Here is a 13,666-nt window from a genome sequence, read left to right as displayed (position 1 = left end):
CGCTCTCGAATGACCGACTCTCTCGAGCGGCTTGCCGATGGCAAGGTCAGAATCGCGGCGCCGAAGGACCACGTAGTGGTCGAGGAAGGAATCTTGCGGATCACGGCCCCAAAGACCCTCCACAGTACAGTGACCTGCGCTTCCGGCGAGGCCTCTATCACATGGCCTTCAACTACCTCGCGTGGAAACTCGGCCCGGAGACCGCTCTGGAATCGCAGTTCGATGACGCCAGGCGATATGTGCGCTACGCGAAGCGTGGTGAGTCATGGCCTTACGCGCAGCGCATGTATCCGGAGGAAGAAGGCCCCCGTGCGCTTCGGCTGACCATGCTCCCTGGAGAAGGGCATCGCGTGCGCTTCCGGTCCTTTCACGATGACTTCTTCGTCAGCCTGACCTCACCGGAGACGCTGCATTCGTGGGCTGCTGGAGAAGTGCCGGACGCTGGGCTTCTTTAAGCCCACGACGCAGGATCTTCCGGCGGCATAACAATGGGTTGCTGCTGGCGGCGCGTTGGGGCTGGCGGGGTGGGCCGGCGCCCTTCATTGTATGGAGCGGGCACGGCGCCGGCCCATCCCGCTCTTATCGGATGCGGCGCAGCAGAACCCGAACGTTATACCGACTGGGAGAGTCGTGGGTGCAGCGCCGGCTTCTTCTCTCTTGGTTCTACTGACTTCATACTGTCGGTGCGCGGGCGCGTTATCCGCAACGGCCACACAGCACGCCGGGAGCAACTGTCACCAGCGGATAACGCGCCCGCGTGGTTGGACACCGTGTCCTTCCAGGGGCGGCAGAACCGCGCCCCGGGTCCCGTTGGTGCGTCCTGGCCAGCGGCGCCCGTGGCCGCCGCCGGCGGACCGCGGGGGTCGTCAGTGCACGGGGGCGATTGGATGGCGGTCGGTGGCTCGCTGCGCGTCGCCGCCCCCGCGACGGTATAACTTGCGGTTGCGCCTGCCGGGCCGGGGGCTGGCCGTCGCACCCCGCGACTGATAGATCACAGGCAAGGTCGTCGCGGGGTGCGACGGCTCTATTTGATGGCCCGCAAGCGAACCGTGGGTCGTTAGGTGGCACCAGAAAGAGGGGTGGCATTGCGTAAGTGGATCCGTCGGATCTGGGTCACGTGTGGGCTCGCGTTTATCGCGTGGCTGGCGTGGAATGCTCAAGCCCGGGGCGTTGATCCCGCACTGCTCGCGTCATCGGCCGCGGTGGCGGTGACCGACGACGGCGCCACGCTCCGCTTTACGCCCCAGCGGCTTCAGGCACCGACCGGGTTGATCTTCCTCCCGGGGGCCGCCGTCGATCCGGTGGCGTACGTTCCCCTGCTGCGCGCGGTCGCGGACGCCGGCTATGCGGCCGTACTGGTGCGGTTGCCCTGGCGCGCGGCCCCGACGGCGAGCGGGCAGGCGCGCGTCTGGGCGCGGATCGCCGCGGTGCAGGCCGGGCCGGGCCCTCGGGCGTGGGTGTTGGCTGGACATTCCCGGGGCGCCGCCTTGAGCGCCCAGTTCGCTGCGCAGGCTCCGAGTGGCCTGGCGGGCCTGGTCCTGATCGGCACGACCCACCCCAAACGGATTAGCCTGGCGGCACTGACGTTGCCTGTGACGAAGGTCTACGGCACGCGCGACTGTGTGGCCGACACCACGGCGACCCTCGCGAACGCGTCGCTACTGCCGGCGGCGACCCACTGGGTGCGTCTGGAGGGTGCGAACCACCAGCAGTTCGGTTGGTATGGGGCGCAGCTCGGCGACTGTGCGGCGGCGATGCCACGGGCGCGCCAGCATGCGGCCACGGTGGCGGCGGTGCTGGACGCCCTGCGGCGTGCGCGGGGTGCCACCTAACAGACGGCAGCACTTGACAGCCGCCCTTGGCAGCCTCCGCCCCGCGCGGTAACGTTGCAGGGCGAAGAGCACCGCGCGGGGCGGAGGCTCTTATAGAAGCGGCTGCAAGAGAGCCGTGGTCGTTATACAGTCAGTCCCGAGACGTAGGCCGCGTGGGGAATGGTGCCACCACCTTGAGCCCGCGCACGAGCGAGCGGAGCGCCGCAAAATCCTGGTCGCGGGTGATGAGCGTCCAGCCGACCTCGCGTGCCTGGAACGCGAGCAACACATCATTCTGTCGACTCGCGCTCACGCTGCTGGCGCCGCTGCGCCCCAGCGCTGCGCCGGCCCGATGCCATGCGTGACGTGAGGGGGCGAGAATGCGCGCGCGGCGCTCGAAGGTGCCCACGAGCCCCTCGTCGAGGGCGCGCCGGGCGCGCTCGGTCCGCGCCCCGGCGGCGAGTTCCGCAACGACCACGCTGGACAGGACGGTCAGCGGGAGGGCCCACGTGAGAAAGGCCTTCAGCTCCTCCATCTCGTCGGGTTGCCGCAATGCGTCGACCACGACGTTCGTGTCGAGCGTGTAGATCACCCCGCGCGCCGCCCGGTCTCGACCGACGCCAGGCCCCCCGCCGCCACGAGGGAATCGAGTCCATCGAAGACCTCCGTCCGGAACACGACGAGATCGAGGGCGGCATCGACGGCGGCGGTCTCCGTGTCTGTCCCCAAGGCGCGGCGGGCGGCGTCGAGCTTGCGCTGATCCATGAGCATGTTCTTGCGCTTGAGCACGGGGCGGGTCGACGACATTGGATAGGGGTGAGGGTGCGGAGAAGGATAGGGCGGCATACAGCTTCCAGCAAGCCGTCGGCTGTATAACAGTGGGTTGCTGCCGACCCCGCGCGGGGCTGGCGGAGTGGGCCGACGCCCTTCATTGTACGGGCAGGGCACGGCGCCGGCCCACTCCGCATTGTTTAGAGGCGGTGCGGCAGAACCCTAACGTTATGCTGACCGGAAGAGTCGTGGGTGCCTCGTCAGCAGCAGGGCGCTGTTCTGACGGACGTCAAGCTGTCGGCACCGGCCGCGGGGCCACGCGCATGGATTACGGCGCCCACCGGAATTCCGGCGCGCGCGTGCTCCCCGCGCCCTGTTCTATAAGAACCGTGTCCGCGGCGTCGGTCGCCCCCACCGACTCCTTCGCGTTACCTCGGGTCCCACTGCACGGGGAGGTGCCTCGCTCGGGGCCCGCTGTGCCCAACCGCGAGCGGTGCCTGGGGCGGCCGTCCGCGCGCGGCCACGGTCGAGGGTGCCCGGGGCCGCCCGGCTGGCGGCGCACGGCTCGCTGGGCGTCGCCGCCCCCGGGGCAGCATAACAAACGGTTGCGCCCGCCGGGCCGGTGGGCTGGCCGCCGCACCCCGCGACTAGTAGATCACAGGGAGGGTCGTCGCGGGGTGCGACGGCTCTATTAGATGGCCCGCGGGCGAACCGTGGGCGTTAGGCACCCAGTCGGACATTTGCGTTCTTGGCCCATGAACATCGACACCGAACGAGTCGACGCTGCCATCCTCGGCCTGCTGTACCTGACGCTTCATGAAGAACGACGGGCCTGGAAGTCGTTCGACTGGGACGCCATGGGCCGCCTGCACGCGAAAGGGCTCATATACGACCCTGTGAACAAGGCCAAGTCGGTCACGCTTACTGAACAGGGCCTGAAGGCGGCCGAAGATGCCTTCCGCGAACAGTTCGCTCGACACCCTGACCGTTCCGACGTGGTTCAGTACGGTGGGGTCGCGGTGGAGGCGCGCCCGGCTGCGGGGGCGAGGGGTGTGCTCTGTCGCAGCTTCGCTGACGGGCTCCCGTTCTTTCGAGTGTACGCGGCCGACGGGTCATTCACGGACTATGCCGTCAGGCATGAGGAGCTCTCGGTGACGATCGACCTCGAGGCCGAGGCAGCATTCTACATGCTGGGAGACGCTCCGATCTTAGACCACAGTCCGCGTGTGCTCGGGTTGCCTCAGGCCGACGGGGGTCGCGCTACTGGTGCCTAACAGTCGCTTGCTGCGGGCGCGGCGATGTGCTATTGTAGGCCGCCATGCCCTGCGGCATGGCGGCCTCTTGTTGGACGCCGCGCCGCAGAAGCGTGACGTTATGCCGTCAGAATGAACACTCACGCCCGCCTTAGTCGTGGTGAGCACCTTGGAGGCGTGTCCGCATCCGCATGAGTAGCCACCACCTAGTCCTGCGCGGGCTTCTGGCCTTCAGTGTGCCGCTGAACGCTTGCCGTGTTGCGGCGCAAGTGCCGCGACTTGAGCTGGGTGGGGGGCTCCACGGACAGACGGTGGGAGGAACGTTTGGGACTGGGATCACCCTAGCTCGGAGTCCGGCTCGGCGTGGCGGGCTCTGTCGCCATACGGCCTGAAGTGGGTTGGTCCTATTCGCCCAACGTGGAGAACGACGCGGTCTCCACTAGCGGCGGTGGTATTGGCGGCCCGGGGGGATACCGGCACTTGGTTATGCTCGGCGGCAGCGTTGTTCTCAGCCGCGCCGTGATGGATCGAGGCCACTGGTACGTGTTGGCGGGAGCCGCGCGGATCGACGGCTGGGGCTTCGAGGGGATCAGGCCGCTGCGGCACACCGTCGCGTCGCATCTCGGGATTGGTTGGCGTCCGACGCCCGCGTTCCCGCGCCTTCTCGCGGAAGTGCGGGCGCGGTATGCCCCCGTGTGGCGCAACGCACCGGTCCGCTATGTCAGTGGCGTCCTAGTCTGGGCGTTGTGATCCGTGTCCATGCGGGGGGCCTGCCATGGCCTGCGGCATAACAGTGGGTTGCTGCCGCCGCCGCCGCGCGGCTGGCGGAGTGGGCCGGCGCCTATCATCGTACGGGCAGGGTCCGGCGCCGGCCCACTCCGCTTTGGTTGGATGCGGCGCGGCAGAACCCGAACGTTAGGCAACCCTGAGGCAGATGGCGGCACGTGAGAGGAGACCGTTGCCGGGATCCCGTCTCGCGGAGACGAAGAGCGTGCTGAGCGCGCCCGCGCCTTGCGCGCGTATATCGGTTCTGGTATAGTCCGTGGTGCACGAGAAATCTGTCACCTGGGTGGGCAGCTCTCACGCGGACCTTCGGGCCCTTCCGGCCGAAGTCCGGCGCGAGCTCGGATACGACCTCCGCCAAGTGCAGCGGGGGCGGGAGCCGCGCGATGGAAAGCCAATGGCCACCGTGGGTGCCGGGGTGTGGGAGATTCGGGTCCGGGTCGCCGGAGCCTTCCGACTCTTCTTTGTGGCCAAGTTCGCGGAGGCCGTCTACGTCCTGCACGTGTTCCAGAAGAAGTCGCAACAGACTCCCCGGCTCGATCTCGAGCTCGGCCGGGCGCGGTACCAGGCGGTGCTGCGCGAACGCTCGAAGGGAGGCAAGTAGACATGGCCGTGCGCATGCGTCGTGGCTCGGGCAACGTGTTTGTCGACCTGGGGTTCCCGCTGGAGGAGGCGGCGCACCTCCTCATTCGCAGCGATCTGATGATCACGCTCAATCAGGCACTCGAAGATCGCGGCCTGACCCAGGTCCGGGCCGCCAAGGTGCTGGGTGTGTCTCAACCGCGGGTCAGTGCGCTCCGGCGAGGCAAGATCGAGCAGTTCAGCATTGATGCATTGGTCGAGTTGCTGGCCCGGCTCGGGGTCGCAGTCACCGTACAAACGAAGAAGCGGAAGCGGGTTGCCTAACAGAGCGTTGCTTTTGGCGGGCTGAGCGGCTGGCCAACCCGCCCGGGCCGCGGTAGACTTGCTGAGGGGCGGCCCGGGCGGGTCGGCTTGGTTGTGGTCGCCCGCAAATGAACGCAAACGTTAGGCATCGCTTCGAGGGATGCCCCCGACTCCTCGCCTTCTGCCTGCGTTCAGCGGCACGGGCACGACCCGAGCGAGGCGGGCAAAGTGCCCGGGCGCGTTCTCCGGGGCCGCTTACCGCCGGCGCTGGCTTGACGGCCCGACTGGGCGGCTCTAGCGTGCAGGCATGGAACTTCTTAGCCGCATCTCGATCGACCCGGCGATCCGGTTCGGGAAGCCGTGCGTCCGGGGCACACGCATTTCGGTGGGGGACGTCCTCGGGTATCTCGCCGGCGGGATGAGCGAGGCGGCCGTCCTGGCGGACTTTCCTCAGCTCACGCACGACGACATCCTGGCGTGCTTGGCCTTTGCGGCGGAGCGCGAGCGCCGGGTCATGCCCGTTCCCGCGGCCTAAGTGGCCGTCCGGCTCCTCTTCGACGAGAATCTGTCGGCACGCCTGGTCCGCGACCTCGCGCCGGAGTTCCCGGACTCGCGTGACGTAGTGTCCGTGCTTGGTGCCCGGCCGTCGGACGAGGCCATCTGGACGTACGCCGGCGCTCACGGGTTCGTCATCATCACCAAGGACGAAGATTTTCAGCGGTTCAGCGTCTGGCGTGGGTTTCCGCCCAAAGTGATTTGGATCCGGCAGGGGAATGCGTCGACGGGAGCCGTCGCTGCCCTGCTGCGGGGCAGTATGACGCAGATTCGCGAGTTCGTGGCACACCCGGACGCAGCGTTTCTCCCCCTGGGACGCCTGCCGGGCGATGCCTAACAGCGTGCAGGAGCGGTCAGCCGCATTAAGGAAGCGGCTTCGCCGCTTGGTGATACAGCGGCTGCCGCTCAGCACAGGTCGTTGGGCGGCGGGGCTGGCTGACATACTTTTCCGCATGTGGTGAGATCCTACCTCAATTCAGGAGCAATCGATGACGCAGCGCACGCGGTGCATGATGCTCAGTCTTTTGGTCCCCGGATGGGGGCAGTTTGAGCAGGGCCGCGCCAAAGTCGGGCGCCGGTTCCTCGGGCCGTTCATCGCACTGGTCCTGCTCTGGCCGACGTTCGTGATCGCGGGATGGCCCGTCGCTCTGGTGCTGGTGGATCTGGCTGCGCTGACGCTGTGGTCTGCGGCGGACGCGTGGCGCGGCACCACGGCGTCGACATCTAACGCCTAACGAGAATCGTCGAGGTTGGACCGACACAGGTCGAGTGTCGCGCGGCCCGCCGCCCAACATGCGCTGCAACTGACGGGCGATTCAGGGAATGCGCGCACAGGAGTGCGCGCGTTGTATGGTAACTCGCCCGCAGTTGAGCTCGAACGTTAGGCCTCAGCGCGAGGGCTCGGGATCGTCAGGCCTCCCCACCTCAGATCCGCAGGCGCCGTCGGCCGTGGCCGCGCAGACCTCCAGGCCGGGGCTTGCGCTGCCGTATATGAGTATCGTATACCTTCCTGTGGCCGATGTCTACGACGACCTGGCGCGGTGCGACGGCTTCGACTGGGATGACGGGAATGCGCCCAAGCTCTGGGCGCGCCATCGCGTCAGCCCGGGGGAGGCGGAGCAGGTCTTCTTCCGGGATCCGCTCGTGGTGGTCGCGGACACGAAACACTCGGCGTCGGAGGCCCGGTATTACGTGCTCGGCCGCACGGCCGGCGAGCGGCGGCTGTTTCTGGTGTTCACCCTGCGCGGGAGCCTGATCCGGGTGCTATCGGCTCGGGACATGAATCGACGGGAACGGAGGGTCTATGAGCGAGCCGAAGAAGCGAGCGACGAGTAAGCGCCGGCCGGTGCCGCGGTTTGCGTCGGAGGATGCCGAGCGGGCGTTTTGGGCGACGCATGACTCGACGGAGTACGTCGACTGGAGTCAGGCGCGCCGCGTGCGGCTGCCGGGCCTCAAGCCCAGCACGGAGACGATCTCGCTCCGCTTGCCGGCCGACCTGCTGGAGGAGTTGAAGGTGCAGGCGAATCAGCGTGACGTCCCCTATCAATCGCTGCTGAAGGTGTACCTGTCGGAGCGGGTGGCGTCCGAGCGCGGGCGGCGCCGCCGCCGAAAGGCTGAGGCCTAACAAATGGCTGCACAAGCCGGGCGCCGTGGGGTGGCCGCCCCGCCCGCCGCCTGATATGCTAAGGCGAGGTTCCGCGGCGGGCGGGACGGCTTGATAGGAGCGCCCGCTTGTGAGCCATGGACGTTAGGCCTCAGCGTGATACTTCACATACTCGCATGATTTCTACACTGCAACTGAAGTTCGGTCGCTCCCCTGGCGTCCCCGCGGACACCATCCATGTGTCGCCCGTCACCGTCTTTGTGGGCCCGAACAACTCTGGCAAGAGCCGAGTACTAGCCGAGATAGAGCAGTACTGTCGAGGTGGCACCAAGAACGCGGCCGCTGCGCTCCTCGACCAGATCACATTCTCGGCGTTTAGCCCTGACGCTGCCGAGAAGGCGATCGAACCACTGCGCCAAGTGCCGAGCGCTGGGGAGATGCTTCAAGTCGACCACGTGATGCTGGGAAGCAGATACAGTCGCCAGCAGGTGCCGCTGGCGCAGCTACTGCAGCGCCTCCAGGCTCCTTCGAGCGATCCGCGGCTGTTCTGCCAGTGGTTCTTGGTCCACAGCACGCTCATGCTGAACGGTCAGAATCGCATCGCACTTGTGAATCAGCAGAATGCTGGCGACCTGCAGCAAATGCCTCAGTCCAGCTTTCAGGCACTATTTCGAGACGATGCCAAGCGACATGAAGTGAGGCGCATCATCCACGAGGCCTTCGGAGTCTACTTTGCCCTCGATCCAACCAACCTGGGCCAGCTGCGTGCCCGCCTTGCGGGGCGAGCGCCAGCAGATGACAGGGAGGAACGTGGACTCCATCAGGAGGCAGTGGAGTTTCACTCACAAGCTCTGTTGATAGATCAAGCAAGCGACGGCGTCAAAGCATTTGCGGGAATCGTGACCGAAGTAATCGCTGGAGACCCCAGGGTCATCCTTATTGACGAGCCGGAAGCATTCCTCCACCCCGCGCTGGCCTCCAAACTCGCGCTGGAGGTATCCAAGGCCGCGAAGGTGGCCGACAAGCGGGTCTTCGTCTCGACCCATAGCCCGGCGTTCGTTATGGGGTGCATTCAGTCCGGCGCCCCGATCAATATCGTTCGGTTGACCTATCGTGCGAATGTTGCCACGGCTCGTGTCCTGCCAAGTGATGAGATCCTCGAGCTAATGCGTCATCCGCTGCTGCGGTCGACTGGCGTTCTGAGCGGTCTCTTCTATGAATTCGTTGTCGTGACCGAGTCGGACGCAGATCGGGCATTCTATCAAGAAGTCAACGAGCGACTGCTTCAATTCAAGCCCGAGTGGGGAATCCCAAACTGCCTGTTCATTAACGCTCAGAACAAGCAAACAGTGCAGACGATCATCCGCCCGCTCCGCAAGCTTGGCATACCTGCAGCAGCGGTCGTTGACGTCGACATCATCAAGGATGGGGGGCAGAACTGGGCGAACCTACTTCAGAGCGCGAACTTGCCCGCGGGTCTCCACGGCGGACTGGCGACCATACGCAGCACGGTCAAAACGGCCATGGAGGGGACTAAGAAGGATATGAAGCGCGACGGCGGCCTCGACATCCTGGTCGGTTCGGAGCGCGAGGCGGCCGTGCAGCTGTTCAATCAGCTGAAGGAGTACGGCCTATTCGTTGTACCCACCGGTGAGCTAGAGTCATGGCTCAAGCCGCTCGGTGCATCCGGGCATGGCCCATCCTGGCTCGTGGACATCTTCCAGCGTATGGGTGAAGACCCTGCGGCCTCCGGCTACGTCGCCCCGACGGACGACGACGTGTGGCGCTTCGTGTCGGGAGTAAAGCGGTGGCTGGTTGACCCCGAGCGACATGGCATCCCCGCGTGAGCGCTCCGAGGCTGAGGCCTAACAGAGGGTTGCAGTCGCCGAGGGCCATATGGAGCGCGGCTGCGCCGCACTGTATGTACGCCCTCGCTACTGAACCCGGACGTTAGGCATCGCTTCGAGGGATGCCCCGACTCGTCGCCTTCTGGCTGCGTTCAGCGGCACGGGCATGACCCGAGCGAGGCGGGCAAAGGGCCCGGGCGCGTTCTCCGGGGCCGCTTACCGCCGGCGCTGGCTTGACGGCCCGACTGGGCGGCTCTGGCGTGCAGGCATGGAACGTCTGAGCCGCATCTCGATCGACCCGGCGATCCGATTCGGGAAGCCGTGCGTCCGGGGCACACGCATTTCGGTGGGGGACGTCCTCGGGTATCTCGCCGGCGGGATGAGCGAGGCGGCCGTCCTGGCGGACTTTCCTCAGCTCACGCACGACGACATCCTGGCGTGCTTGGCCTTTGCAGCGGAGCGCGAGCGCCGGGTCATGCCCGTTCCCGCGGCCTAAGTGGCCGTTCGGCTCCTCTTCGACGAGAATCTGTCGGCACGTCTGGTCCGCGACCTCGCGCCGGAGTTCCCCGACTCGCGTGACGTCGTGTCCGTGCTTGGTGCCCGGCCGTCGGACGAGGCCATCTGGACGTACGCCGGCGCTCACGGGTTCGTCATCATCACCAAGGACGAAGATTTTCAGCGGTTCAGCGTCTGGCGCGGGTTTCCGCCCAAAGTGATTTGGATCCGGCAGGGGAATGCGTCGACGGGAGCCGTCGCGGCCCTGCTGCGGGGCAGTATGACGCAGATTCGCGAGTTCGTGGCACACCCGGACGCAGCGTTTCTCCCCCTCGGACGACTGCCGGGCGATGCCTAACAGCGTGCAGGAGCGGTCAGCCGCATCAAGGACGCGGCTTCGCCGCTTGGTGATACTGCGTCTGCCGCTCAGCACAGGTCGTTAGGCGGCACGGTGGGAAGGGAGCGTGTGCTCCCGAGAGCTGGAGCGCGAGCCCACTGGGCAGGCGGCGTCCGCCGGCGATGCGACGCAGTAGGAGTGAGAATCGCCGCAAGAGGGTCCGGTGGGCCTGTCGCCGGAGCAACAGGTAACACATACTCGCGTGCTCCTTCAGTCAGTAGGATTCCGCGCCTCGTCGAGACTATGCAGCCACCTAGGGTAGAGCAGCAACGCACGGAGGGACTCCGAGGGACGATCATAGGAGCATTGTGCGTCATTGGTGCGATAGCGGCGTCCATAGGAAGCTACGAGGAGGCCCGTGGAGGTGGGCAATTTGTCGTCCTTATCGGGCTTCTTCTCTACGGTGCGCGCCGCTTCTTGGACGGGCTAATCGATCTGCAGCTCGCTCGGGAGGGCGCTGCTCTATCTGAGGTGAGCGCGCCTGAAGTCGCTCAGCCGTCAGCTCCGTCCGGCGCCGAGCGCAGTCGCTTGGCTCCCGCTTCGCGGGTGGCGTCGAAAGCGTGGCGGTGGGCTGGGGCCTACGGAGCGGGATTGGGTCGCCGAGCAGGGCCGCTCTCGCGAGCAGCGCTCGTTGCCATCGCGGCGATCTGCCTCTTCCCGCCGTGGAAGGCGACGTATCATCCGTTCGACGACTCGACTTTGCCATTAATTACTCTGGACCTTCCCTGGCCGCGCCCAGTCATCGCGTACAGCAACCACGAAGTGTTCACTGAACACAAGTTCGGTCCACTCATGCCCATCTGGGACCCTCCCGCTGCACGTCCCGATGTAGCCGCGGATCTTGGTACCGGGACTTGGACGACGACCGTCGACATGGCGAGACTCTCTATCCTTTGTGTCGTGGTAGCCCTGCTGGACCTTGCTCTTGCCGGAGCTGCGTCGGGTAGACGGCCGACCGGTGTGACGGAAGGCACCATCGAGCAAGCGAGAGGTGCCGAGTAGAAGCACAGCGTGGCTGCATGTCACTTGGCGCAAGTGACCCGCAGGGTGCCGCCTAACAAACGGCAGCGCTTGACAGCCGTACTTGGCTGCCTCCGCCCCGCGCGGTACGTTGGTAGAGCGAGGGGCACCGCGCGGGGCGGAGCCTCTTATTTGAGCGGCTGCAAGAGAGCCGTGGCCGTTAGACGGCACCCAGTCTTCGTACTATGCCTGACGAGTTCGAGCGCGTGTACACGGTGAACGATTGGCATGACGGCCCGCGCGCCGGCTTCGCAGACTGTCGAGGTCGGCCCGCGCGCTATTTCTCCCGTTGGGACGACGACAGCGACGAGTCTGGCCCGCGCTACGAACTGGAGTTCGTGACTGCCGAAGTGCTTGCCCTTGCCTGCGAGGACTGGGAGATCTGGCGACGCTGGCAGCAAGCACACCGAGCCGGCGTCGTCACCGGGAACCCTTGGCCCGCACTTCCTCCGGAGAGAGGACGCTCCGAAGAGCTACGCCGCGTGCTCGACCCCATTCTGTCGCAGCCGCCACTGGATCCGATCTTCGCAAGTGCTGAATTCCGACGAGCCCCCCTGGGCGATCCCACGCACCCGGAGCACTTCGATCTTGAGGTCTGCTGGCGAGATGTAGCAGTTCGTCCGTGAGCACGTTCGCGGACGCCTGGCACTCACATTTCGGCGACACGCGACCAGAAGGCCATAGCCTTCGGGAGGCCTACCCCGAGCGTTGGCTCCGCATTCATTCGCTACCGGAGGGCCGGCGCTATCCCGAGACGACGAAGGATCGCGCCATCCTACTCGCCCGCCACCACGCGGTCGCCGCAGCCATAGTCGGCGAAGATCTCGCCTGGCTCGTGGCACTGAGCTGGGACCCGACGGAGGCTCTTGCGCCAGCGCATCCGTTGTTTCCCTGGATCGGACCTGCTCGCCCCGCCGGGATGTGGGGGCCAGCGGACCACGACGACGACCTTCCCGACCTGTCTGTCTTCGCCATGCTGGTGCAGTGGCGTGCAGCCGACTTCGATGCCGCCCTGATGGAAGTCGCGGAGGATCGGTCGTCCTTCCTTCTGATGAATGCGGAAACGGGTGCGGTGTGGGCGCCCTACGATGGTGGAGCAGACCTCATCTTCCCTCACGAGTGGGAGCGAGACCGGGCGGCGATTCAGTTCAGTTCTTGGACCTCGCCCCGGTCCGATGGGCTGTAGGTGTGCGTGCGTGCCGTCTAACAGCGGGCTGCACTTGTCAGCCGCTCGGGGCTGGCCGTCCCGCCCCGGGCGCGGTAGAATGGCAAAGGCTGGCCCGGGGCGGGACGGCTTTTGTTTACCTCGGCTGCAAGTGAGCCCGGGTCGTTATGCCGCCACGGGCTTCTTCCTGAATCAGGGTTCGCACCGAGACGCGTCTGAACCGCCACCATGGACTACGTGATCCGCCGTCGCGCCAGCGAACTTGATTCCACCGGCTACATGGAGGTGGGGCCGGGCCGGTACGATGGGCGCCACTGGCAGGACGGCTTCCTCTTCGTGTGGGAGGACGCCTTCGGGATGGCCGAGGGCATCTTGGCCAGATACCTGCCAGAGTACGACCACTTCGGCATGAACGACGTGCCACGGTCCGTCGGGCTCGCCGTAGCGGCTGAGTGGCGCCGGGTCGCCGAGGCGCTGCCCAGCATGACGGCAGACGAGGCGAGCGATGCCCTCCACCTGGTGGCTACCTTCAGTACACGCATGGACGACGAGGTCTACGAACACCGCGGCGAGGTCGCGGACCTGCTCTTGGAGCTGGCGGACGCGTTCGAGCGGTTCTACGCGCTGGAGGACTGGGTGTGCGTGCTGGGCATGTGATCATCGGTCGAGGAGGAGTTCCGATGAAAGACGCCGCGTTTCAGGCACTACTGACGAGTGTGCGGCAGGCGGGTCGGATCCGACGCGGGAAGCAGAAGCCCAGTCGGGTGACGGTCTTTCGGCCAGCTGACGTGAAGGCGGTGCGGGACAAGCTGGGTACGTCGCAAACGGAATTCGCGCTGATGATCGGCGTCAGCGTGGCCACACTGCGCAACTGGGAACAGGGCCGTCGCACGCCAGATGGTCCGGCACTGGCCTTACTCCGGGTGGCGGCCCGGAATCCCCAGGCGGTGGCGGCCGCCTTGCATCAAGGCACGCGCCGCGGCGCGGCATAACAGAGGGTTGCATCCGGCGAGGGCGCTATGGTGCGCGGCTTCGCCGCGTCTTATGATAGGCCCTCGCGGCTGAACCCGAACGTTATGCT

The 13,666-nt window shown here is 66.2% G+C and carries 19 protein-coding genes and 1 pseudogene; 18 read left to right on the top strand and 2 right to left on the bottom strand.

Translation table 11 applies throughout. The features are described 5' to 3' along the window. Positions 1-161 precede the first annotated feature (161 nt). The gene (locus tag IPK85_04730) at positions 162-455 is read left to right on the top strand and encodes a hypothetical protein (protein ID MBK8246689.1); all 294 of its coding nucleotides are present in this window, start codon (positions 162-164) and stop codon (positions 453-455) included. Between the two features lie 630 nt (positions 456-1,085). Further along, on the top strand, positions 1,086-1,832 hold the full coding sequence (locus tag IPK85_04725) for a hypothetical protein (protein MBK8246688.1): 747 nt from the start codon (positions 1,086-1,088) through the stop codon (positions 1,830-1,832). Positions 1,833-1,962: 130 nt separating this feature from the next. On the opposite strand, the gene IPK85_04720 is transcribed toward IPK85_04725, so the two are convergent. Together IPK85_04720 and IPK85_04715 are read right to left on the bottom strand one after the other, a co-directional pair. Further along, positions 1,963-2,403 (bottom strand): type II toxin-antitoxin system VapC family toxin, encoded by a 441-nt coding sequence (locus IPK85_04720; protein MBK8246687.1) that lies wholly within the window; start codon positions 2,401-2,403, stop codon positions 1,963-1,965. Further along, entirely contained in the window at positions 2,400-2,618 is a 219-nt protein-coding gene (locus tag IPK85_04715) for a hypothetical protein (GenBank protein ID MBK8246686.1), read from the bottom strand. The genes IPK85_04720 and IPK85_04715 overlap by 4 nt, the downstream gene beginning before the upstream one ends. 719 nt (positions 2,619-3,337) lie before the next feature. Between IPK85_04715 and IPK85_04710 the strand changes: the two are divergent. From IPK85_04710 to IPK85_04635, 16 genes and pseudogenes are all read left to right on the top strand, one after another. Beyond that, positions 3,338-3,553: pseudogene (locus IPK85_04710) on the top strand (hypothetical protein). A 675-nt stretch (positions 3,554-4,228) separates the two neighbouring features. Further along, the gene (locus IPK85_04705; GenBank protein MBK8246685.1) at positions 4,229-4,585 is read left to right on the top strand and encodes a hypothetical protein; all 357 of its coding nucleotides are present in this window, start codon (positions 4,229-4,231) and stop codon (positions 4,583-4,585) included. 292 nt (positions 4,586-4,877) lie between these two features. Next, positions 4,878-5,222: a type II toxin-antitoxin system RelE/ParE family toxin gene (locus IPK85_04700; GenBank protein MBK8246684.1), complete on the top strand. Its 345-nt coding sequence runs from the start codon at positions 4,878-4,880 to the stop codon at positions 5,220-5,222. Between the two features lie 14 nt (positions 5,223-5,236). Further along, positions 5,237-5,524: an XRE family transcriptional regulator gene (locus tag IPK85_04695; GenBank protein MBK8246683.1), complete on the top strand. Its 288-nt coding sequence runs from the start codon at positions 5,237-5,239 to the stop codon at positions 5,522-5,524. A gap of 286 nt (positions 5,525-5,810) precedes the next feature. Beyond that, positions 5,811-6,038 carry a DUF433 domain-containing protein gene (locus tag IPK85_04690; GenBank protein ID MBK8246682.1) on the top strand — a complete coding sequence of 76 codons (228 nt, stop codon included), beginning with the start codon at positions 5,811-5,813 and terminating at the stop codon, positions 6,036-6,038. Beyond that, a complete protein-coding gene (locus tag IPK85_04685; protein ID MBK8246681.1) occupies positions 6,039-6,395 on the top strand; it encodes a DUF5615 family PIN-like protein in 357 nt (118 codons plus the stop codon). It begins immediately after the preceding gene. A 151-nt stretch (positions 6,396-6,546) separates the two neighbouring features. Beyond that, positions 6,547-6,792 (top strand): hypothetical protein, encoded by a 246-nt coding sequence (locus tag IPK85_04680; GenBank protein ID MBK8246680.1) that lies wholly within the window; start codon positions 6,547-6,549, stop codon positions 6,790-6,792. A 256-nt stretch (positions 6,793-7,048) separates the two neighbouring features. Continuing rightward, entirely contained in the window at positions 7,049-7,393 is a 345-nt protein-coding gene (locus IPK85_04675) for a BrnT family toxin (GenBank protein ID MBK8246679.1), read from the top strand. Then, complete coding sequence (locus IPK85_04670; GenBank protein MBK8246678.1) at positions 7,362-7,682, top strand: BrnA antitoxin family protein; 321 nt, start codon at positions 7,362-7,364, stop codon at positions 7,680-7,682. The genes IPK85_04675 and IPK85_04670 overlap by 32 nt, the downstream gene beginning before the upstream one ends. Positions 7,683-7,837: 155 nt before the next feature. Beyond that, positions 7,838-9,508, top strand: coding sequence for an AAA family ATPase (locus tag IPK85_04665; GenBank protein ID MBK8246677.1), 1,671 nt, complete (start codon positions 7,838-7,840; stop codon positions 9,506-9,508). A 268-nt stretch (positions 9,509-9,776) separates the two neighbouring features. Next, a complete protein-coding gene (locus IPK85_04660; protein ID MBK8246676.1) occupies positions 9,777-10,004 on the top strand; it encodes a DUF433 domain-containing protein in 228 nt (75 codons plus the stop codon). Beyond that, positions 10,005-10,361 carry a DUF5615 family PIN-like protein gene (locus tag IPK85_04655; GenBank protein ID MBK8246675.1) on the top strand — a complete coding sequence of 119 codons (357 nt, stop codon included), beginning with the start codon at positions 10,005-10,007 and terminating at the stop codon, positions 10,359-10,361. A 1,244-nt stretch (positions 10,362-11,605) separates the two neighbouring features. Continuing rightward, positions 11,606-12,046, top strand: a complete 441-nt coding sequence (locus tag IPK85_04650) for a hypothetical protein (protein ID MBK8246674.1) — start codon at positions 11,606-11,608, stop codon at positions 12,044-12,046. After that, positions 12,043-12,606 (top strand): hypothetical protein, encoded by a 564-nt coding sequence (locus tag IPK85_04645; GenBank protein MBK8246673.1) that lies wholly within the window; start codon positions 12,043-12,045, stop codon positions 12,604-12,606. Before IPK85_04650 ends, IPK85_04645 begins: the two co-directional genes overlap by 4 nt. 207 nt (positions 12,607-12,813) lie before the next feature. After that, complete coding sequence (locus IPK85_04640) at positions 12,814-13,242, top strand: hypothetical protein (protein MBK8246672.1); 429 nt, start codon at positions 12,814-12,816, stop codon at positions 13,240-13,242. A gap of 23 nt (positions 13,243-13,265) precedes the next feature. Next, positions 13,266-13,577, top strand: a complete 312-nt coding sequence (locus tag IPK85_04635) for a helix-turn-helix domain-containing protein (protein MBK8246671.1) — start codon at positions 13,266-13,268, stop codon at positions 13,575-13,577. Positions 13,578-13,666: the final 89 nt, after the last annotated feature.

The organism is Gemmatimonadota bacterium, assembly GCA_016712265.1.
Classification (GTDB): domain Bacteria; phylum Gemmatimonadota; class Gemmatimonadetes; order Gemmatimonadales; family Gemmatimonadaceae; genus RBC101.
This window is presented reverse-complemented; position numbering and strand designations above follow the sequence as displayed.